Below are 21,826 nucleotides of genomic sequence, written 5' to 3' on the forward strand. Positions count from 1 at the left end.
GTAGCTTAGGCACGAGATGGAAGGAAAGCCGGACTGGCTGCACGGCTTTCCTGTCCAAATTTATTGTAATAGGAGTGGGGAAAAGAAAAACTGTATGGGCAGGAGCAGAAAAGCATCCCGGGAAAGAGGTGTTGTATAGTTTGACCAAAACATTGTTATCCATCTAACAATGTTTGGAGAACTGGCGCATTGTTATTCAATTAACAATATGATATCATGTTGTCAGTGGGGCGGAACAGGAAACTGCAGCCCCGGTTGTTTTGAATCAATCGTTTGAAAGGATGGCAGAACCAATGGCAGAACAGAAGAAAGCTAAGGTTGAAACCGTTGAAACTGTAGAGAACGGCAAGTCCGAAGTTCAGGTAATGATCGACGGCCTGGTTGAAAAGGCCCAGAAGGCTCTTCAGGAGTTTTTGAGCTACGATCAGGAGACCATCGACCACATCGTTCATGAGATGGCTCTGGCTGGCCTGGACAAGCACCAGGAACTGGCACGCATGGCTGTGGAAGAGACCGGCCGCGGCGTGTATGAAGATAAAGTTATCAAGAACATGTTTGCCACCGAGTACATCTGGCACAACATCAAGAAGGAAAAGACCGCTGGCATCCTGGAAGAGAACGACATGGAGGGCTACGTAGAAGTTGCTGAGCCCGTGGGCGTAATCTGCGGTGTCACTCCTACCACCAACCCCACCTCCACCACCCTGTTCAAATGTCTGATCGCGGTTAAGACCCGCAACCCCATTATCTTCGGCTTCCATCCCTCCGCTCAGAAGTGCAGCGCCGAGGCCGCCCGCATCGTTTACGAAGCTGCCGTTAAGGCCGGCGCCCCCGAGAACTGCATCCAGTGGATCGACAAGCCCAGCATTGAGGCTACCGGCGCTCTGATGAATCATCCCGGTGTTGCCACCATCCTGGCCACCGGTGGCCCTGGCATGGTTAAGGCTGCTTACTCCTGCGGCAAGCCCGCTCTGGGCGTTGGCGCCGGCAACGTGCCCTGCTTCATTGAGAAGACTGCAGACCTGCATCGCGCCTGCACCGACCTGATGATGTCCAAGACCTTCGACAACGGCATGATCTGTGCTTCCGAGCAGGCTGTTATCGTTGCCAAGGAGCTGACCAAGGACTTCGAGGAGTACATGAAGAAGAACAACTGCTACTTCCTGAACCCCGAAGAAGTTGAGAAGCTGACCAAGTACATGTTCCCCGACCCCAACAAGGGCGTGTTCGCTCCCGTTGTTGGTAAGTCTGCCAACTGGATCGCCGAGCAGGCTGGTCTGAAGGTTCCCGAGAAGACCAAGATCCTGATCGCTCCTCTGCCCGAACCCTCTGAGCAGTACCCCCTGAGCAAGGAGAAGCTGAGCCCCGTTCTGGCCTACTTCGTAGCCAAGGACAACGAGCAGGGCTTCGCCTACGCCAACAAGATGCTGGAGCTGGGCGGTCTGGGCCACTCTGCTGTTATCCACACCGGCGACATGAAGGTTGCCGATGATTACGGCATTGCAATGCGCGTTGGTCGTATCATCGTGAACAGCCCCTCTTCTCAGGGTGCTATCGGTGATATCTACAACACCAATACTCCTTCTCTGACCCTGGGCTGCGGCAGCTACGGTAAGAACTCCGTGAGCCAGAACGTTACCACCGTCAACCTGGTCAACAAAAAGCGCATCGCGAAACGGAGAGTTAATATGCAGTGGTTCAAGGTTCCCCCGAAGATCTATTTCGAGGAAGATTCCATCCAGTACCTGGAGAAGATGGAGGGCATCAGCCGCGCCTTCATCGTAACCGACCCCGTGATGGTTCAGCTGGGCAATGTGGACAAGATCCTGCATTACCTGCGTAAGCGTGAGCAGTACTGCCACAGCGAGATCTACTCCGACGTTGAGAGCGATCCCAGCGTAGAGTGCATCATGCGTGGTGTGGACGCCATGCGCGCCTTTAACCCCGACGTGATCATCGCCATCGGCGGCGGTAGCGCCATCGACGCTGCCAAGGGCATGTGGCTGTTCTACGAGCATCCCGAAACCAGCTTCGACGGTCTGCGTCAGCGCTTCCTGGATATCCGTAAGCGCGCTTTCAAGTTCCCCAAGCTGGGCGCCAAGACCAAGCTGGTCGCTATCCCCACCACTTCCGGTACCGGTTCTGAGGTTACCAGCTTCTCCGTTATCACCGATAAGAAGAACGGTAACATCAAGTATCCTCTGGCCGACTACGCTCTGACTCCCGACGTGGCCATCATCGATCCTCAGTTCACCCGCAGCATGCCCAAGAGCATCGTTGCCGACACAGGTCTGGACGTTCTGACCCACGCCATCGAGGCTTACGTTTCCGTTATGGCCAGCGACTACACCGATGGTCTGGCTCTGCAGGCCACCGAGATGGTATTCCACTACCTGAAGGCTTCCTACAACGGTGACAACCTGGCCCGCGAGAAGATGCACAACGCTTCCTGCATCGCCGGTATGGCCTTCACCAACGCCTTCCTGGGCCTGAACCACTCCATGGCTCATAAGCTGGGCGGTGAGTTCCACATCCCCCATGGTCGTGCCAACGCCATCCTGCTGCCCTACGTGATCGCTTACAATGCGACCCGTCCCAGCAAGTTCGCTGCGTTCCCCAAGTACAAGGAGTACATCGCCGACGAGCGTTACGCTAAGCTGGCTTGGCGCTGCGGCCTGTGCAACGTAGGCACCGAGACTCAGACCGCTGTGAACAGCCTGATCGAGGCCGTTCGCAACCTGATGAAGGCTACCGATCGTCCCATGACCATCCGCGATTGCGGCATCTCTGAGGAAGAGTTCCTGGCCAAGGTGGACGAGCTGTCCTACAAGGCCTTCGAGGACCAGTGCACCACCGCCAACCCGGTGTACCCCCTGGTCAGCGAGATCAAGGAGCTGTACCTGAAGGCTTACTACGGCAACTAATCGATCGCATAAACACAAAAAGAGGCAGCCGCAAGGCTGCCTCTTTTTGTATGTTCCGTCAGAGCGTATTTTGGATCAAAGCCCACAACAGGGGAGAAAAGAGAATAAATCGAACGCGTTAAAAATTTTTAAAAAATCTTTGAAAAAAGAGTTGACATCTGTCGAGCGATGCGCTATAATAAATAATGTCGCCGGTGAGAACACCGGGCCAGACGTCCGGGTGTAGCGCAGTTTGGTAGCGCGCTTGAATGGGGTTCAAGAGGCCGTGAGTTCGACTCTCGCCACTCGGACCAAAGCCATCAGCCGAAAGGCTGGTGGCTTTTTTTGTTGCTGTAATGCGGTTTTGCGGGCGGTTCCGAACCTCGGAACCGCCCGCAAAACCTTTCTTTTCCTGGTCGTTTTGTCCCTGTTTGGGGGGGCATAATGAATCAATAATGAATGGATTCATTGCGTCGTGCGGTCTGTGCCGGTTTTGTTATCAAAAGGCCATAAAATGCGCCGCATCGCCTGTTTTTTGCAAATGGAGATTGAATATCTCGGCACTCCCGAGCAAGGGGAAAGCCACAGGTGTTCTCCTCTGTATTTATTGCAGAGATGGTCGGTATCGAATTGTCACAGGATGATATCCTCAACCAAAACCACGGTAAAACGGTCAGAGGATGATATGTTGCCAAAGAAAAGGCTGACTGTACTTGAATAGACGAAATAATTAGCTCAGTTGCCAATGGGCACTCTCGTTTTGAAGTTCCACCATACGACGGTAGAGTCCTCCGTGCTTTAGCAGTTCTGCAGGTGTGCCTTGCTCAGCTACGTGGCCATTTTCCAGAACTACAATGTGATCGGCTCCTGCCACAGTTCGCATTCGGTGAGCAATAACCAAAACGGTTTTGCCTGCCAAAAGGCGGGAGAGTGCACTCTGCACCTTTGTCTCGTTTTCTACATCCAGGCTGGCGGTAGCCTCATCCAGCAGGACGATGGGGGCATTCTTCAAAAGAGCTCGGGCAATGGAGATGCGCTGCCGCTCTCCGCCAGAGAGTTTTGTACCATTTTCCCCGATGGGAGTATCATACCCCTGGGGCAGGCGACAGATGAATTCTTCACAGTTTGCTGCTGCTGCTGCGGCTCGTACTTCTTCATCGGAGGCACCTCGCTTGCCCAAACGAATGTTTTCCATCACTGTGTCGTCAAAGAGCACCACGTCCTGGAACACCATAGAGTAATCGGTCAGCAATGCTTCTGGATCCACCGTAGAAATGTCCACGCCGCCTACCTTGATGGTTCCCTCTGTTGTATCCCACAGCCGGGCAGCCAGTCGCGCACAGGTACTTTTGCCGGATCCGGAGGGACCTACCAAGGCAGTCACTTCGCCTTCTCGAGCGGTAAAGCTCACCCCATCCAGCACTTTTTTCTTGTCATAGGCAAAGCCCACGTGGTCGAACTCAATATCGTGGCCCTTGGGCTGAAATACCACTGTACCATCAGCTGTTGGGATGTCGTGGATCTCGTTCATGCGGTCGGCGGATATTTGAGATACAAACATCTCAGCGATCAGAGCCAGGCTCTGGTCAAAAGGTGCATACACGCGGGTGATAGTCAGAAGAAACAAAAACAGCAGCATAAAGTCAATCTGCCCGGAGAGAATCAAATCAGCTCCCACCAGGATTGTGGTGGCTACCCCCAAACGCATGATAACGCTGGCCGCATTGACAAAGATGCCGGTACCCAGCTCACCCTGGATGGTGACCTTCTCATGGGCGTCAATCTTCGTATTGAGTCCATCAAGGTAGCGCTCCTCCTGATTGGTGGCACGGATCTCGCGGACATTTTCCAGAGCTTCCTGAATTCCGTCGGAGACACGAATCGCAGCTTTTTTCGTTCGTTCGGAGTTCCGGGCGGAAATCCTCCGAGTACCGAACAACAGGCCGAAAGCCACCGGTACACCCCATAGGCAGGCGATGGCCAGCCGCCAGTCATACACCAGCAGGCACACCGCGATAATCGCAGTGGAGATATAAGCACCGTACAGATAGCTCAGCACATGAGACCAGACATGCTCCATGCGGTTTACATCGCCCATAATGGTTTCGGTCAGATCTGCGAGATCACGCTTGCCGAAGTAACCTAAAGGCAGTTTGCGCAGTCTTTCTGCCAGACTGAGACGGGTGGATTTTACCTCGTTGTAGACCAGTCCATAGGTGGCATAATATTGCTGCAGATGAGTCACAAAGGAAAGAATCAGGAACACAGCCACCAGCCCGAGCGGGAGGGCTGCGTTGGGCAGCGGCTGGTCGTCTGTGAAGGTTCCCATCAGGCCGTACATCAGCAGATACAGGATGCTCATGCCGCCCATGACGACAAGGTTGACGATGACCGTCCAGAATGCGCCCTTTTTGACATTTTTTACGCCCTGGTCGGTGAGGGCGTATTTCCTCTGAACCTTTTTGCTGAACATATTCTTCACCCCTCTCTCACTGTTCGCTGGTGATTTTCCACTGGACCGCCTGGTTGTAATCCGCCCACATCCGAGCATAGAGGCCGCCGGCGGCAGTCAGCTCCTGATGGGAGCCCTGCTCCACGATGCGTCCCTCCTCCAGCACCAGAATCTTGTCCGCACCGACCACAGTAGACAGACGGTGGGCAATCATGATAACGGTGCGGCCACGGGTCAACTCGGTAAACGCCTTTTGGATTAACGCCTCGTTCTCAGGGTCAGCAAAGGCGGTGGCTTCATCGAGAACCACGATGGGTGCATCCTTCAGGATGGCCCGGGCCAGGGCGATGCGCTGCTGCTCGCCGCCGGAAAGATAAGTCCCCTCGGAGCCGATCAGGGTGTCCATGCCTTGGGGCAGTTTCTCCAGAATGTCCTCACACTGGGCGGCCTTCAACGCCGAGAGCACCTGCTCCCGGGTGGCGTTGGGACGGGCAGCCCGGACATTCTCCAAAATGGAGGCTTTGAATAGGCGGCTGTTCTGGAACACAAAGGCAATCTGATCCATGAGCACATGGGGGTCGATCAGCCGCACATCCACGTCGCCCACCTTCACCACGCCGGAGGTGGCATCCCAGAAGCGGGGAATCAGGCTGGCGGCGGTGGTTTTGCCGCCGCCAGAGGGGCCTACCAGGGCTATGGTCTGCCCCGGCTCCGCAGTGAAGGACACATGGGAAAGGGCAGGGGTTTGCGATCCATCATAAATAAAGTTCACATCTTCGAATTCCACACGGCTGTTCTTAGGGGCTTGGGGGTGTTCGGGTGCTTTCAGTTCAGGGGCACACATGACCTGGTCAATGCGCCCCAGCGCAGTACTGGCCAGCATCATACCGGATGCGGCAAACATGATTTTGGCAAGCGCGGTGGAAATGATGGCGGAGAACACTGCGTAAAAGGCGAAGTTTGCAATAAATCCCGCAAAGTCACCGCCGGCCAGAGCTCCGGGAGCCAGGAAAAGAGCCGCAGGCACCAGGAACACAAAAGCGCCCTCGGTAAAGGTCAGATTGATGGACTGGGGCACACGGCACACATCGCCCTGATAGTGCTCCGCTTTGGAACTGTAATCCTCAATGGCCTCCTGAAAGGCTTTGAAGGAATAAACGGTCTGCTGGAAAATCTTGACCACCGGAATGCCCCGGACATACTCGGTGCCTGCCTTGGTCATGCGATCCTGGGCTGCCTGATACTCTGCCATCAGTTTGGCGTTTTTGCCGCCCATCATGGAGAACATGGCAATCATGGAAATCACCGCCGCCAGCAGGCAGGCCGCGCCCATCCGCCAATCAAAGGCGAACATCAGCACCAGCATGGACACGAACAGGGTGATGGTGCCTACGATGTCCGCCAGATTGTGGGCAAGCAAGGTCTCCGTATCGGCCGCCGCCGCATCCAGCCGTCCCCGGATGAGGCCGGAGGCATTGGAGTCGAAGAAGCCCAGCGGGGCTTTCATCACATGGGCAACACCTCGCTTGCGGATGTTGGCTGCTGTGCGGAAGGCCGCCAGATGGGTACACATCAATCCTGCAAAGTACAGGACGATGCCGGCCACCGCAAAGGCAAACGCCAGCCAGCCGTATTGTGCGATGTCCTGCGCCCGGGTCCAGTCCGGCGCTACGGCGATCAGATCCCGAGCCACCAGCCAGATGCAGATGTAGGGTGCCATGCTCAACAGCATGGACACCGCCGACAGGGTCAGCCCCAGGAAGGTCAGCCCCTTGTGACTGCCTGCGTAGTCCAGCAGGACCGCAACATCACTCTTTTTCTTCTGCTTCATGAAAAAACCTCCTTCTGCAAGTTAGCAATAACTAACTAATATTCAAAAAAGATAGGGGTCATCCCCCCATCAATTTCAGCCATCCACCCGTGTAGAAAGTGCGGAACTGTTCTACATCCCGCAGAGCCTGTTCTTTCGGCATATCATGTACGACGATCTCAAAAAGTCCATTGAACATTCCGCTGGCGATGATATGGCAGAGAGACTGACTCAGTTCCGGAAGAGTTTGCCCCAAACGTCGGAGAACATCCATGTAGCGGAGCGTATACTCCACCTCCACTTCTACCATGTTGTGGACAAAGTGTTCATAACTGGTTCCCTCTGATCTGCAGAGCAGCAGTTTAACCGGTTCCCGATGCTGACAGATATAATCCACCATCCACCTTACACAGGCTCCAGACGCATTCCCCATGCAAGTAGCCTGTTCTTCTTCAGGCAACTCGGCAAAAGAGGACTGGGCTTCCATAAACTTTCCCATAAGGGCAACGGCGTGGGGCTCTACAAGGGCGTTGAAAAGAGCTTCTTTGCTGGAGAAATATCCATAGAAAGCACCAGTGGTTACACCGGCGTTTTTCACAATCTGGCGCAGGGAGGCACCTTGAAAGCCTTTTTCTAGAAATTCTTGCATAGCAGCCTCCTGGATGCTCTCAAGAGTGGCAGTTGATTTTTCTTCCATAATATTCTCCTTATAACACCGTTATGTAACACTGCTATAATACATCTCTTTTAATATGCTGTCAAGACGACCGAAAACATTCTGCAAGTGCTATGGAAATATTTCTTTTAGATTCAGGTGAACAGTTGGAGATATTGATGAAGTAACGAAATGAATTTTGCTTTTCCAGAGAGCCGATTTTGATACGATTGTATGGCATGGTACTTGTCACTATCGACATAAGTGTGATGGAATAATTTGGTAGTTGTGTAAATTGGACTGTATTTTAAAGAGAAACAAAATTTTTTAATATTGTGGTATTATATCGCTTTATGATAATAAAAGCGACAGAGTGTTGACATGGGCAAATAACGGTGTTATTCTTTAGTCAAATAACAGGATGATTGAGAAAACGGCGTGAGCCGCTTCTTTTTCAGATGATAGTTAGCTTAAACTAACTATTGAAAAAATGTATACGTACAGTGAAACCGTCTGCAAAAGGGGCGGTTTATTTTGAACACATAGTTAGCTAATACTAACTGAAAAGAGGAAATATATATGTGGATAAAATGTAGAGCAAAAGTCATTGTGCTTATTGGTGTTGCGGTGATTTTGGCAGCTGCAGCAATATACCAAAACACCAGACCCAAAGAGGTTACAAGTTTTGTGCCGGAATTTGAACAGGCGCAGAGCTGGCAAACAACCGAGGAAAGCACTGAAAAAGGGATTGAAATTCCGGGGTACTCTACAATTTCAATTCCGGCCGATACAAGGAATGTTCAAATAGAACTGACTAACCCGGAAGAAAACGAAGTGTATTTCCAGATCACATTTTTAATCGGAGAAGAGCAAATCTATCAGTCCAAGCTCATACGTCCGGGGGATCATTTGTATGACATTACGCTGGATAGAGCTTTGGAAGCAGGTGAGTATGAGCTGACGATACAGTACGATACCTTTTCCATGGATGAGACCTATTCCCCTCGAAATGGGGCAACGGTCAACTGTATTCTGAAGGTAACATGAATATGGGTTTTGCGCGAATGCGCTGAATCATAAACGCAAATCCACCATCAAATCAAAAGGAGTGTAGACACAATGAAATTTAACTTCAAACGCCTGGCTAGTTCCGTGCTGGCTATCGGTATGTTGGCCAGCATGAGCAGCATCAGTGCATTTGCAGCCGATGCCGGCCTTGCAAATGGGGATTACAAGGGCACAGTACATTTCCACAATGCCTCAAATCCTGCCAACTATAGCATGTGCGATCCTATTTTTGCGCATGAAGCGGATGTTGTGCTCACGGATGCCAATGCGGAGCTGACTGTTTATGTGGCGTATCCGGTTCCTGCTTTCTCGGATCAGGGCACTGACGGAACGATTAAAGATGTGACGATCACCATTGGAGAAGATACCTATAACGGCGAATCTGACATCACTACAAAAGCGGTGAAAACATTCGATACCACTGGCGCTTTGTTCGGGATCAATGCGGGTGATGAGTTGTCTACCCAGGCGGTGAAATTTACCCTCCCTCGCTCCGCTGTGGACAGCTTTGAAGAAGGGCTCGACTGCAGTGCGTTCGTGAATGTAGTCATGAATACTACTCAGAATTTCGTGGTTAAAATCACTAACCTTCAGGCCGCCTCTTCTGGGTCTGATGCAACTGAAACCAGTACTCAGAGCATGGAAATCACCGCACAGGTTGCGGCACAGCCCACCTACAGCGTCACCGTGCCTGCCAGTGTTGCACTGGGCGAACTGAGCACTGAGCAGGATACTGTGAAGGATATCTCCGTACAGGTTTCCGCAAACAATCTGACCGAGGGCAGTTATATCGAGGTTTCCGCGGAGGCTGAAGGTAAACTGTCCAGTGAGGGTAATACTCTTTCCTATACCAACAGCTTCGGTACGCAGCAGGCTTCTGCCGAGAGCACTCTGACCGGTCAGATCACCGTGAAGGCTGCAGATGTTGCGAGTGCGGCGGCAGGCAATTATACCGGTACCGCAAACTTTACCATTAATTACTATGCTGCCGCATAATATAACAGTTTAATGACCTGTGGATACCCGCTGCACAGTCGGCGGGTATCCACCACTTTTATTGTGAAGATGGCGAGGATGCTTATGAAATTGCTACATCGTATAACAGCAATCATGTTGGCGGGGCTGATCGCGTGGGGAAACGCTTTGCCGACCTTTGCTGCGGAACAGGACCTGCCTGTTTCCGGTGGCGAAGCCTTGATAATGGAAGAAGATGAGTCTTTGGAATCTCAGCGGTCATCATCCGAAACGGTGAAAACGGCGCAAAGCGATGAAAGGGATTCTTTGCAGCAAACGGTTGTACCGGAGCCGACCGATTCGAACGAACAACAGGGTGCTGAGGACCTGGCCAAGCAAGAAGTATCTGTGCCGTCTGCATCTGAAAAACAAAATCCGCAAGAGCAGGGTGGGGCTCCGATACAAACGGAAGAACCTGTCGCAAAAGAATTTAATCCGGATGATAGTGACTCGATTAGTCCCAATGCAGCGGAAGAGCAGTGGGAAATTGTGATGGAAGGTACGGATTTGAATGCCGTGGTTGCGCCGAAGACCTCTGATTATAGCGTGACGATTCCGGCGGCTACTACCTTAGGGGAACTGAGTCCGGTACACAATACCGCTGTGGATTATACAGTATCCCTAAGTGGAGGGAAAGATTTGCAAGGAGGCAGCATCCGGGTAACAGCAGCTGCAACTGCAGTGCTTGCGACAGAGCAAGGGCAGAAATTGAACAGCTACAACTCCTTGCAGTGGGCTCGTCTGACGGAATACAGTCAGCAATCCACTGGCAGAATCTCCGTGATGGCGGAAGATGTGGCCGCAGCACAGGAGGGAAATTATACTGGTACCTTGAACTTTGTAATCGAGTATCAGGGGAATGAGCAGGAATACAATACAAGTCAGGAAATTGGCATTGTTTCCGGTGATACCGTGACCGGTGCGACAATTTACGGATTGGATCAGCTGGCTCATAAGCAAGAGGAGGCTCAAAATACAGGAAAGCATTATGCGTTTTCTGCATCAGAGCTGGCAAGTGATTCGGAAGAAGCACAGGAACTGGCTGAACGGGCCGGAGTTGATGCAGGCGGAGCAGATTTTCTGGACTTGTCGTTACAATATAAGAAGTACAGCAAGGATGGCACCCAGTTGGAGGACAACTGGAACAGGTTTGAATATGGCGATAATAGCGAGGAAGACATTGTACTGGAAGTAAAACTAGATTATCCGTTGGAAGCAGACGGGGAGTTACAGGTTTGGCGATTGCATAATGATGTGGTAACAGAGTTTGAAGAAATCACAGAAAACGGTCGGCCGGTTACGGATTTCAGGGATGGAACATACTATCTGGATCGAGAAAACGACGCGGTTTACATCTATACCAACAAATTCTCGACCTGGATGTTTAAGAAAACGGAAGGGACAACAGTGACACCCACCCCCATACCTACTGTGGCTCCTACGGCGACACCTAAACCGACGACTGCACCTACCGCCACCCCAGTACCTACTGTTAAGCCTACTGCTACACCAGGAGGTATGCTGTCGGATGGAAATTATACGGCCAAGGTGTCGATGCGCAATGGCACTAATTTCTCCAGTGAAAGCATGTGTGATCCGTTGTTCTATAGCTATGCTGATATAGCGGTAGATGGCGATACTGCAAAATTAAAGCTGTATGTAATCGATCCGATTCCCAATTACGCATCGGAAGGCACTCCGTTGAAGGATGTTGTATTTATTGATAACGCGGGGAAACAGTATTCCGCGACACTGGATACCACCAGCGATCCATATTACCATTTTGATGCGAACAGCGCGTTTATCAGCAGCGCCGGAAATTACCCCACTACGATCATAACGGTTAATGTACCCACACAGGCGGTGAGCGAATCTGAAAATCAGACGTTGAAATGCCAGGCTTATGTAGATGCAGTGATGAATACTACGCAGACCTTCTATGTGGTGTTGTCTGACTTTACATCGGGAAGCACTGACTCTGAGCAAACACCGACTCCCACTACCACTCCAACACCTACTGCCAGTCCGCTTCCCACTGCCAGCCCGGCACCCACCACCACACCGGTGCCAAATGGTACATTGGAGAATGGCAATTATACAGCGAAAGCTTCTATGCGTAATGGCACCAATTTCTCCAGTGAAAGCATGTGTGATCCGCTGTTCTATAATTACGCTGACATAGCGGTGGATGGCGATACTGCAAAATTAAAGCTGTATGTAATCGATCCGATTCCCAATTATGCATCGGAAGGTACTCCGCTGAGGGATGTTGTATTTATTGATAACGCGGGGAAACAGTATTCCGCGACACTGGATACCACCAGCGATCCGTATTACCATTTTGATGCGAACAGCGCGTTTATCAGCAGCGCCGGAAATTATCCTACCACGATCATAACAGTCACTGTGCCCACACAGGCGATAACCAACTCTTCAAATCAAACACTGAAGTGTCAGGCATATGTAAATGCGGTAATGAAGAGCACACAGACCTTCTATGTGGTACTGTCGGACTTCGCTTCGGGAAGCACTACCTCGGCACAGGTATCTGCAACACCTACCCCGACGCCGAGTGCAACCAGTGGAACGATTGAGGCAGGCAACGGAAGTTTCTCGACGCAGGCGATCACCAGTGAACAGTTGGAGGATGGAGAATATCGTCTTCCAGTTACGGCCGTTAAAGAAGCCAGCGACGAAGCCAGCATGATGGCGGATTATATGCTGCCTGATGCGGATATCGTGGTTACAGACGGAAAGGCCACACTGACGATTTATATCCAACATACTGTTGCTGGAATCGAAGGGGGCGGACCCAAATATATAAAATATAATGGGATTCAAGCCACGAAGAAAGAAAATGCACTGACCAAAGATGGCATCGACTATGATAGTTTTGCATTTGCATTTGACAACAATACGCTGGAATCACCTATGCTGATGACAATGTACATCAATGCAATGAGCATAGAGGTAAAAGCGCGTCTTCTGCTGGATTTCGAGTCAATGAAACCGGCCGATGAATATGTTGAAAGCAGCAACAGCAATTCTGGTGCAAATTTGGATGAAAACGAAGCAGGTGGAGCAATTTCTGCAGTGGGCAATGCAGCAAAGGAGATATCCGAAATTCTTTTCCACAGCAGTGCTGCAATACCGGCTGCGATTTGTATGGTGATCGTTCTTTGTGGTGCCGGGTGCGCAGCCGGATATGTATGGTATAAGAGGAGAATGAAATGAAACTGAGCAAACAGGCGAAAAGTATTGTTGGAATTGCCTTGCTGATCTGCCTGCTCGTGACATTTTCGGTACGAGCCTGGGCAGACAGCCTGACCTTTGAAAGTGGTACAGCACATGGCAGCTATCGCCACCCCGAAACAGGAGTCATTGAGGATTCGGGGGGAGAAGCCAGCGAGGCGCTGGGGCAATCAATGGTAGGGAGCGTGGTAACTTCTCAGGCAATGCTGGAAACAGATGAGTCGGGGAATCAGTATATATCCCTTCGATTTGGACTGATGAGTAATATCTCCTCTGTAAACATTCAGGTTCAATCCCCAGGAGATTCCACCTGGACGGATGGAGAAGCTGTATGTACGGCGCAAGGAGAAGATACAGCAGACTACCGTGTCAAAGTTCCGGGCCGGGATGCGATTCTGCGGGCAGAGTGCTATGTGGAGGCAATGGGACGCAGTGTTATTTTCTACATCACCGTTGATGATTGGGAGGAAGGAAATACCGGCGGATTTGTTCCGATGAGCGAAGAAGATACGCAGCAAGTGAATGAAGGGGGAAGTCAGCTTTTGGAGGAAGTACAGGGGCTGACAACAGGAGGCAGCGCAGTACTGGCAGCCGGAGGCGAAGAATCTGAAACTGCGGCAGACAATACGAAAACAACAATTTCTCTGGATGCCAGCGCCTGGTTCACACTATTTGTAGTGGTGTTCGTTGCGGCTTTTCTCGCAGGCGGCTTGCTGCTGGCCGTATATTGGATGCTGGTGCATTACAAAAAAAGGCCGGTAGACCCAGAGGAAAACTTTGCAGAACATTCCGCAGAGGATGACTTTGATTCCGTAATTGAATTGGATGATTGGAACAATGAGGAATAAGCGAAAATTTTTGCCGGTTATGGCAGCATTGATGACGACGCTCCTTTTTTCGTCCTGCGTGGATCAAAGCGGCGGTTCAGCTGCAGATACAGATAGAACGAGCGGTAGAATCGCTGCTACAAGTGTGGCATGCATGGAGATATGTGAGCGGCTTGATTTGGATCTTGTTGGGGTGCCCACAACAAGTTTGACAACTATCCCGGAGAGATATGCACAAGCGGTAGAACTGGGGTCACCAATGAGCCCGGACCTGGAGATTCTTAAGCAGCTTTCCCCCTCCTGGGTTCTTAGCCCGTCCAGTCTGATCAGTGATCTTCAGCCGAAATACGAAGCGGCAGGGTTTCAATATGCCTTCCTGAACCTCAAAAGCGTATTTGGAATGTATAAGTCGATTGAGGAATTGGGGTTGCTGCTGGATCGTGAGGAGCAGGCGGCAGCGATGATTGAAGAGTTTGAGGAATACTATGCAGAGTATTCCTCAGAACATCAGGATAAAAGTGCGCCCAGAATATTGATTTTGATGGGGCTACCAGGGTCCTATGTGGTAGCTACGGAGAATTCTTATGTAGGTAGTCTGGTTCAAATGGCCGGCGGTATCAATGTGTATGCGGGGGAAGATGCCGAGTTTATCAATGTGAATACAGAGGATATGTTAGCCCGGGACCCAGACATTATTCTGCGTACGGCACATGCTCTGCCGGAATCTGTTATGGAAATGTTTGCGGAAGAATTTGCAACAAATGATATCTGGCAGCATTTTCGCGCTGTGGAAAAAGGGCAGGTGTATGATCTGCCATCCGGATTGTTTGGCATGAGTGCGACATTTGAATATCCGCAAGCGCTTGAACACCTGGATCAGCTTTTTTATCAGTCTGATTTGGATATAAAGCAGTTAGAAGGAGGCGAAACAGGATGAGACATACGGTGAAAGTCAGGTCAGCCGGAATGTTTTGTGTCAGTTTTGGAGTACTGGCAACAGCACTGCTGTTCCTGTTTTTTGCAGCGGTCAATACAGGCAGCATTCACCTGGGAATTGCACAGCTTTGGAATGGTCTGTTTGTGGAATACGACCCTGATGTGGCAGCTGTATATGATCTGAGATTTCCGCGCATCCTCATTTCACTGATGGCAGGAGCTACTCTGGCGGCAGCGGGAACGCTGTTTCAGGCCGTTTTGCGTAACCCTTTGGCAGATCCGGGAATTTTGGGTGTTGCCAGCGGGGCAGAGTTTGCGGCAGTTTTGGCAACAGCCTTGGTTCCACAACTTTATAGTTTTGTGCCGGCATTCAGCTTTCTGGGAGGAATTCTTGCCTTCGTTGTCGTATATCGCCTGGCGTGGACAGGCAGTCTTTCTCCGTTGCGTATTATTTTGCTGGGCGTTGCAGTACAGTCTTTGTTCGGGGGATTGTCTGCTGCATTTGGTGCAACAAGCAGTGGAACCACATCGACGGTAGCTTCTATTGTCAATGGGAATATCACCATGAAAACCTGGCAGGATGTTCGGATACTGGCCTTTTTCAGCCTTCTGGGATTGATTCTGGCTATTGTGTGCAGCCGGTGGTGCAATCTACTGGCATTGGAAGATAAGACGGTTCGAGGTCTGGGAATACAGGTTGACAAAGTTCGGATGTTGGTGAGTCTGATAGCAGTGTTTTTGGTAAGCGGATGCACAGCTATTGTGGGAACGGTGAGCTTTCTGGGACTGATTGCGCCGCATATTGGGCGAATCATTGTGGGAAGCGATCACCGTAAACTGATTCCCTTCACAATGCTTCTGGGAGCATTTTGCTTTTTGCTGGCAGATACACTGGGGCGGAGTATTGCTTATCCGTATGAAATCAGTGCATCCATCATTATGTCGGTGGCGGGTGGTATTGCATTCGTAATTCTGCTGCAAAGGAGTGGTATGATTCATGGAAAATAATGATTGCTTTGAAATAAGACATTTGAATTTTTCTTATGGGAATAAGCAGATTTTCCGGGATCTCAATCTCTCGCTGCCACAGGGGAAAATTACCACAATATTGGGAGGAAATGGCTGTGGAAAATCCACGCTGTTCCAGATTTTGACGAAAAATCTGAAAGCAACCGGTGGAAAAATTTTTCTGAATGGGCAGCAACTTGACCAGATCGGTCTGAAGCAGTTTGCACGTAAAGTTGCCATTGTACACCAAAACAATACCGCACCCGGAGATATCCTTGTGGAGCAGCTGGTGGCTTATGGGAGAATCCCCTTCAGTTATTTAGGCAAAGCCGAATCACGGGAAAATGACGAGAAAATGATTGAACGGGCGATGAAAATTACAGGGATAACCTCACTTCGAAAAAAAACGGTGTATGCATTGTCTGGCGGTCAAAGGCAGCGCGTATGGATCGCCATGGCACTTGCACAGGGAACCAAGGTGCTGTTTCTGGATGAACCAACCACCTTTTTGGATGTGCGTTATCAACTGCAAATTCTACGCTTGGTGCGTCAGTTGAATGAAAAACTTGGAATGACGATTATTATGGTTCTGCATGATATCAATCAGGCCGTCAACTACAGCGATGAAATTGTGGCGTTGTCTCCACAAGGAGATCTGGTAGCGCAAGGAGTTCCGGAAGATGTGATATCTAAACCGGTTTTGAAACGAGTCTATGGTGTAGAACTGGAAACAGTAGAAGCGCAGGAGCATCGGATTGTTCTGACGATCTGACGAAAAGGTGATTTATGAGAAAGTGGCTGTACATATCTGTTGGGATCATCGGTTTGGGCCTTGGAGCAGTTGGAGCGGTGATGCCGATGCTGCCAGCGTTTCCGTTTTTAATGTTGGCGGCCTATTGCTTCGGAAAAAGCTCGGAACGTTTGGATCAATGGTTTCGCAATACAAAGTTGTACAAGGATAATCTTGAGGACTATGTCAGTGGACGGGGGATGACGCGGAAAGCCAAAATTCGGGTTGTTATTACGGTCACTGTACTGATGAGTATTGGTTTTCTGATTATGTTTGGAAAGGGGATTTTTATTGGGTGTGCTGTGTTGTCCGCAGTCTGGATCTTTCATGTCCTGTATTTCTTCTTTGGAGTGAAAACAATGCCGGAAGAGGCAGAATGACGGAGAAATAGCAATGTGAAGAAGAAAGCCTTGGCCGGAGCAGTATGGGGCGAGGGCAATATCTTCGGGGGGATCACACACTTATATAGGAAGCGGAACGTCTAGTGTAATCGTCAGTTTTCACATTGTGAGTGGAGTACTTTCCTCTCTTTCCAGGGCGTGCACTCAAATCATTTCCGAAAAAAGCAGTGAAGAAACCGACAAATAGGCTTGCTTTCTTTGCACAATTGAATGAAAAGACCGCTGACGTGCAGTTGTACAAAAGTCAGCGGTCTTTTCTGTCTATAAGTATTCAGTTAAAAACTCTCTAAATACAGTAGCGAGCGGTTATTCCATATTTCAATGTAAAGGAAAGTCGCTTGTTGAAACTCTGCATACAGGCGCATGCAAACGGGCTGTGGATGGACAGAGAAATGTGCAACAATTTTCTCTATGTACGCTCAGAAATATACACAGTGATATATTCTACATATTCTTCCAATCGAAACAGCAGGGAAAGGTGTCCTCCGGTAAGATTGGTGCATACGGTAGGGTTTGGCATCACGGATATGAGGGCGTCCTTGCAGTCTTGTGTGAACGTGGCATCATCCGCAGATAACATCAGCAAAACCCTGTTGTTCCACGTGATAAAGGTCTCTTTTGTCATCCCAAAATGGTTTTGTGTATCGATTAAAAGATCGACCATGTGACGCTCATATTCCTTTGTCAGCAAATCCATCATAATAGCACAGAATGCTTCCAAGGTCGTTCTTTCTTGTGAAGTCAATCCGTCTTTTTTTTGATTCAAAACGACTCGTTTTATAGAGTGTTTTACCGCAGAAAATGGAAGGACGGAGAGAAGCTTTTTAAACTTCTCTTGGCTTTTGAGCATATTCATTAAATGTGCATATGCAGAAGGACTCATATCCTTAGAAAGCGAGCAGGTGTTGGAAAGTATCAAACCGTCCACTACTTCCGGATAAAGGGAGGCGATGATCTGCGCCACAACACCGCCAAGAGATTGCCCTACAAACCAGGCTTTCTCGCCAAGGTGCTGCAAAAGCGCAGCCACGGCCTGTGCAAGCTCCTTGTTGTCGGCAAAGCAGATGGGGTAATCAAAAGTAAGGACAGAGAAATCTTTGGCCAGTCGGTCAAAATGCAGATAGAGCAGATCGGACAAACCGATTCCGCCAGTCAGGAGAACAACGGTCGCTTTTGCTTGAGGATTTTTATAGTAGCGGTAGGGAAAGGGTTTTCCGCTGGGTAATACCAGTGTGTCTTCTGGATATTTTTGACGAAATTCTGCGATATTCATTGTCGCTTCCTCACTTTAACAATTTCAGCTGTATCATTTTCACCATGCGCAAAGCATCAGAAACTGTCATGCTGATTTTTGTAGACAATTTCAGACCATTCCTGGGGATGTGGTAATAGTATGCTTCCTCCGCAAGAACCTTGACTTTACCGCCGATTTTTTTGGTCAGCTCCGTTGCCGAATCTACATAGAAAAACATCTGCGCATCGGCATGGCCCAATTGCTTCATGTATTTTTTTCGCATCATAGCCATGCCACTTTTGTTTACAGTATCAAAAACAAGCGTTATCTCTCCATATTGCTGCAGTGTTTGCAACAGGCCTACAACCTTGGCCTCCTCAAAATAATGGAACAGCCCCCCGGCGGTGACCAGAATCGGCGCATTTGGTACATCGGCGCGAACTTGTCTGATCCAGTCCTCTGCAAAGGCGTCCCCGGCAAGGTAGGTTTCCCTCTCCGGCTCCGGCAGCAGCTTCAGTCGATATTCCATCACATGAGGCAGATCCACAGCATACCAGTGTGTATGCCCGTTGTCACAGCGATAATAAGCTGTCTCCAGGCCGCAGCCGAGTTGAACAATCACGCCGTCCGGACTGCGCTCCAGAAAGGCCTGAACGGTTCGATCCATATTGGAGGATCGGACGGCGGAGGCCAGCAAGGTATACTGGCTCTGCCGTCCAGCCTTCAGCAGGCTGGACGGCAGCTTTTCCTTCAGCTCCAGCGCCTTTTGGTCGAATAAGATCTGCTGGCAATGCTCACTGGCATAGATTCTTCCCAGCATAGGGACAAACAGTGTGTCCTCAACAATACCCAACTTAGACATGGTTATCCTCCTGTTTAAGTTTTGATGAATTCTGTAATTAATTTGAATATTCATCCGTCCGCGCCAAATGCCCGCCGGTCCGGTCCATCACCGCCGTGAATTAGGCGACAGATCAACCCGATTACGCTTTGTAAGCCGGAGAGAAGGTGGTACCGCTCTTGATCGTAAAAGTTACTGTGGAACAGAGCCAACGAGTGCTGTAAGCATCATAAAGATTTTCCTCTCAAAACAAAGAGAGCAAACAGCCATCGATGAGCGCAACAAGCAGAAACATCACAATTCCACGCAGAAAAGATGAAATGTGCTTTCCCGGATCAGCGTACAGCTCCGGCTGATTTTCCGTGCCGGTGAACCGCACTCGCTGGGTGTGTCGCCACCAGATTAGGTCGATTACTAATAAATCAAACAGATTCAGCGCCTGCCCCAAAAGCAAGGCGTTTAAAAAGTTTCCTGCAAAGTTTTCCTGGCGAGTAAAAATTCCCAGCGCAAACAGTAGAAAGCTAAACAGCAGCAGATTGTTTGTGAAGACGGCCACAGGACTCCGTTGCAGAATTTTTTTTGCCCGCTCCGGACGGGTGGATACAATCTTCTGCACTGCACGCGGATAAGACGAGAAATTACGGATGTTTTTCTCATCGCTCCCGGTACCAAGCCAGCAAACGCCCCAAAACACGATACACAGGAAAACGCCTTCGATCAGTAGTATTTGAATCATCTCCATTTCCATCTTCAGAATGATCATTGCCGCTCGTCGGCAAAAGCCCAAGACCTCCCGAACGGTGTCAAAAAACAGTACATCCGGATATCTTGTGCGCCTCAATTCTTACAGTTCACCAAAATATATTGAGAAGCAGCCCTAGTCCCGCTTGAGCCACTGCCAGGATGGGACACATCAAAAACGGCCATTGAAGAAGGTGCTCCGGCAGAGCGTAATTCCTCATCCAGTTTTTGAACGTATAATCAGGATGTCCCTTCGTACCGGAAATGACAAACCGGTGTTTTGCCTTCTTTTGGATCAGCCAGAAATCCAGGAAGAGCAGATCACAGAAATTGACCATCATCCACTGGATATACCCGGTCAGGGTCAGATGCCAGAATCCTGTTGTCCCGCCATCCAAAGTACTAATCGCACCATAAATAAGAAGGGGCAGAAGTTCTCCGAAACAGATCCAAAGCCAGTAAGAACGTTTTTCTGTCGCGGTAGGCGGCTCTTTCGCCGCCTTGATGATGGCGGGGGGATAACAAGGGAACATCAGCCTGGGACAATACAGTGCTGTCAACCCGGCAAGCAGGTTAAAGTAAGCTGCCATAGCGAACCCATCTAAAAAAGTGCGCATCCAGTTCATATGCATCCCCTTTCATCTACAAGAGAGTTGTTGCTAAACAGTTGTGCGTTAAGTACCATCTCTTATCTCGCCGCCCAAGTGTAGCTTATTAATCCGACAGCAAGCATAGAGGAGCAGGGGAGAACTGGAATCATAACGTTCACAAGAAGAACCGACATGATGATGTCGATTGGTTCTACTGTTTTGCGGCATAACTCAGCTTCCGATATGCGAAGACCAGTTAATCTGTTATATTGTCTGTCAGGATAAAAAACAATCCGCAAACGAACAGTACAAGAAACAGAATTGCAGGAAGGGATAACCCGTTTTCCAAAATACTTATAATCATTCTTCCCGGCGGTGTTACCCATGCGTTTGCTGGGGTTTGCATCGCAACCATCATCGTTCCAGTAATTCCAATCGTACCGCTCAGTGTCAAAAATCCGCCTTTAATCAATCTTTTCATAATGGTTTTCTCCTTTTATGGTACTCCTAACGCGAGGAAAGATACTTTTTATACTACTGCTATCATTTCAGTGGATCAGATTCATCTAAAATATGCGGAGGCCACACAGCAGGGGGCGTTGCACCCCGCTTCATCTTGAAGTCGCACACGTTATCTCCGGTTGCACAGGTTTTTTCCCGGTATAGAGCAACACCAAAGGCATGGAACATTACATAGTCCAGATTGCACATGTAAGGCAGATACTCCATGTAGTCTCTCGCTTTGCAAAACTCATAGATGGGGCAAACCTGGTTGTGATAGATGACGGGGTATTCTTCTGTGGGGGGCATGGTCTGTGTTACAAAGCCTCCTGGATTTCTTGCGGCGTTTTCCGCATTCTTTCTGTCTTTTCGACGCAAGGCATTGTTGACAAGACCGGGGCAATGGTTGAACACTCCGCCAATCAGCCGGCGCAACAGTCGGGGAACTCTGTCAAAGTACCGCTCATAGAGGGTGGTGGACAAACGTCCCCAGTCTTGGATGGAGAGACCGTATCGTTTTCCCACAACACCAATGGCAATAAAGAACATACAGCCAGTTAGATTTTTTGTGCCGCTGCTTCTGTCGCCGCCGATAAAAGGGAAATGCTCCAGCATCTCCTGCTCGTAATACTCCCAAACCTCAGCGAAAATCTGGGGATAGGGCTTTCGAAAAATCTCCTCCAGTTCAGGCTTGACGAGTTTCAGATAATTGTTCATTTCCCGCTGAAGTTTATTCTTGCTTTTTTGATAATACGCATGCATATTACCGCCTCCGTATCCCTGTATAGTACCGCGACATCTTC

18 protein-coding genes and 1 tRNA gene are annotated in these 21,826 nt (G+C 49.8%); 10 read left to right on the forward strand and 9 right to left on the reverse strand.

The window, feature by feature from the left end:
- Positions 1–293 precede the first annotated feature (293 nt).
- Together adhE and B5F28_RS11865 are read left to right on the forward strand one after the other, a co-directional pair.
- Complete coding sequence (gene adhE / locus B5F28_RS11860; RefSeq protein ID WP_206423084.1) at positions 294–2,924, forward strand: bifunctional acetaldehyde-CoA/alcohol dehydrogenase; 2,631 nt, start codon at positions 294–296, stop codon at positions 2,922–2,924.
- A 216-nt stretch (positions 2,925–3,140) separates the two neighbouring features.
- Positions 3,141–3,217, forward strand: a tRNA-Pro gene (locus tag B5F28_RS11865).
- 416 nt (positions 3,218–3,633) lie between these two features.
- Here the strand turns inward: B5F28_RS11865 and B5F28_RS11870 are convergent.
- From B5F28_RS11870 to B5F28_RS11880, 3 genes are read right to left on the reverse strand one after another with little or no spacing between them, the layout of a single operon-like run.
- A complete protein-coding gene (locus B5F28_RS11870) occupies positions 3,634–5,376 on the reverse strand; it encodes an ABC transporter ATP-binding protein (RefSeq protein ID WP_087296099.1) in 1,743 nt (580 codons plus the stop codon).
- A 16-nt stretch (positions 5,377–5,392) separates the two neighbouring features.
- Positions 5,393–7,186 (reverse strand): ABC transporter ATP-binding protein, encoded by a 1,794-nt coding sequence (locus B5F28_RS11875; RefSeq protein ID WP_087296100.1) that lies wholly within the window; start codon positions 7,184–7,186, stop codon positions 5,393–5,395.
- Positions 7,187–7,244: 58 nt separating this feature from the next.
- Positions 7,245–7,862: a TetR/AcrR family transcriptional regulator gene (locus B5F28_RS11880; protein WP_087296101.1), complete on the reverse strand. Its 618-nt coding sequence runs from the start codon at positions 7,860–7,862 to the stop codon at positions 7,245–7,247.
- Positions 7,863–8,399: 537 nt separating this feature from the next.
- Between B5F28_RS11880 and B5F28_RS11885 the strand changes: the two genes are divergently transcribed.
- The 8 genes from B5F28_RS11885 to B5F28_RS11920 all read left to right on the forward strand — a co-directional run bounded on the left by B5F28_RS11885 (position 8,400) and on the right by B5F28_RS11920 (position 17,095).
- Positions 8,400–8,867, forward strand: coding sequence for a hypothetical protein (locus B5F28_RS11885; protein WP_164474889.1), 468 nt, complete (start codon positions 8,400–8,402; stop codon positions 8,865–8,867).
- Positions 8,868–8,939: 72 nt separating this feature from the next.
- Positions 8,940–9,884 carry a hypothetical protein gene (locus tag B5F28_RS11890; protein WP_087296102.1) on the forward strand — a complete coding sequence of 315 codons (945 nt, stop codon included), beginning with the start codon at positions 8,940–8,942 and terminating at the stop codon, positions 9,882–9,884.
- An 84-nt stretch (positions 9,885–9,968) separates the two neighbouring features.
- The gene (locus B5F28_RS11895; protein WP_087296103.1) at positions 9,969–13,136 is read left to right on the forward strand and encodes an NEAT domain-containing protein; all 3,168 of its coding nucleotides are present in this window, start codon (positions 9,969–9,971) and stop codon (positions 13,134–13,136) included.
- Positions 13,133–14,002, forward strand: coding sequence for a heme-binding Shp domain-containing protein (locus B5F28_RS11900; protein WP_087296104.1), 870 nt, complete (start codon positions 13,133–13,135; stop codon positions 14,000–14,002). Before B5F28_RS11895 ends, B5F28_RS11900 begins: the two co-directional genes overlap by 4 nt.
- Positions 13,992–14,918, forward strand: a complete 927-nt coding sequence (isdE, locus tag B5F28_RS11905; RefSeq protein WP_087296105.1) for a heme ABC transporter substrate-binding protein IsdE — start codon at positions 13,992–13,994, stop codon at positions 14,916–14,918. Before B5F28_RS11900 ends, isdE begins: the two co-directional genes overlap by 11 nt.
- Entirely contained in the window at positions 14,915–15,925 is a 1,011-nt protein-coding gene (locus tag B5F28_RS11910; protein ID WP_087296106.1) for a FecCD family ABC transporter permease, read from the forward strand. Before isdE ends, B5F28_RS11910 begins: the two co-directional genes overlap by 4 nt.
- The gene (locus B5F28_RS11915; RefSeq protein WP_087296107.1) at positions 15,915–16,697 is read left to right on the forward strand and encodes an ABC transporter ATP-binding protein; all 783 of its coding nucleotides are present in this window, start codon (positions 15,915–15,917) and stop codon (positions 16,695–16,697) included. Before B5F28_RS11910 ends, B5F28_RS11915 begins: the two co-directional genes overlap by 11 nt.
- Before the next feature lie 14 nt (positions 16,698–16,711).
- Positions 16,712–17,095, forward strand: a complete 384-nt coding sequence (locus B5F28_RS11920) for a YbaN family protein (RefSeq protein ID WP_058964359.1) — start codon at positions 16,712–16,714, stop codon at positions 17,093–17,095.
- Between the two features lie 430 nt (positions 17,096–17,525).
- On the opposite strand, the gene B5F28_RS11925 is transcribed toward B5F28_RS11920, so the two are convergent.
- The 6 genes from B5F28_RS11925 to B5F28_RS11950 all read right to left on the reverse strand — a co-directional run bounded on the left by B5F28_RS11925 (position 17,526) and on the right by B5F28_RS11950 (position 21,785).
- Entirely contained in the window at positions 17,526–18,389 is an 864-nt protein-coding gene (locus B5F28_RS11925; protein WP_087296108.1) for an alpha/beta hydrolase, read from the reverse strand.
- 10 nt (positions 18,390–18,399) lie between these two features.
- Positions 18,400–19,212: a class I SAM-dependent methyltransferase gene (locus B5F28_RS11930; protein ID WP_087296109.1), complete on the reverse strand. Its 813-nt coding sequence runs from the start codon at positions 19,210–19,212 to the stop codon at positions 18,400–18,402.
- Positions 19,213–19,435: 223 nt separating this feature from the next.
- Positions 19,436–19,954, reverse strand: coding sequence for an ABC transporter permease (locus B5F28_RS11935; protein WP_247643481.1), 519 nt, complete (start codon positions 19,952–19,954; stop codon positions 19,436–19,438).
- A gap of 88 nt (positions 19,955–20,042) precedes the next feature.
- On the reverse strand, positions 20,043–20,558 hold the full coding sequence (locus B5F28_RS11940) for a hypothetical protein (RefSeq protein ID WP_087296110.1): 516 nt from the start codon (positions 20,556–20,558) through the stop codon (positions 20,043–20,045).
- 220 nt (positions 20,559–20,778) lie between these two features.
- A complete protein-coding gene (locus B5F28_RS11945; RefSeq protein WP_058964355.1) occupies positions 20,779–21,003 on the reverse strand; it encodes a hypothetical protein in 225 nt (74 codons plus the stop codon).
- Positions 21,004–21,065: 62 nt separating this feature from the next.
- A complete protein-coding gene (locus B5F28_RS11950) occupies positions 21,066–21,785 on the reverse strand; it encodes an L-2-amino-thiazoline-4-carboxylic acid hydrolase (RefSeq protein WP_087296111.1) in 720 nt (239 codons plus the stop codon).
- Positions 21,786–21,826: the final 41 nt, after the last annotated feature.

The organism is Gemmiger sp. An194, from assembly GCF_002160145.1.
Classification (GTDB): Bacteria; Bacillota; Clostridia; order Oscillospirales; family Ruminococcaceae; genus Allofournierella.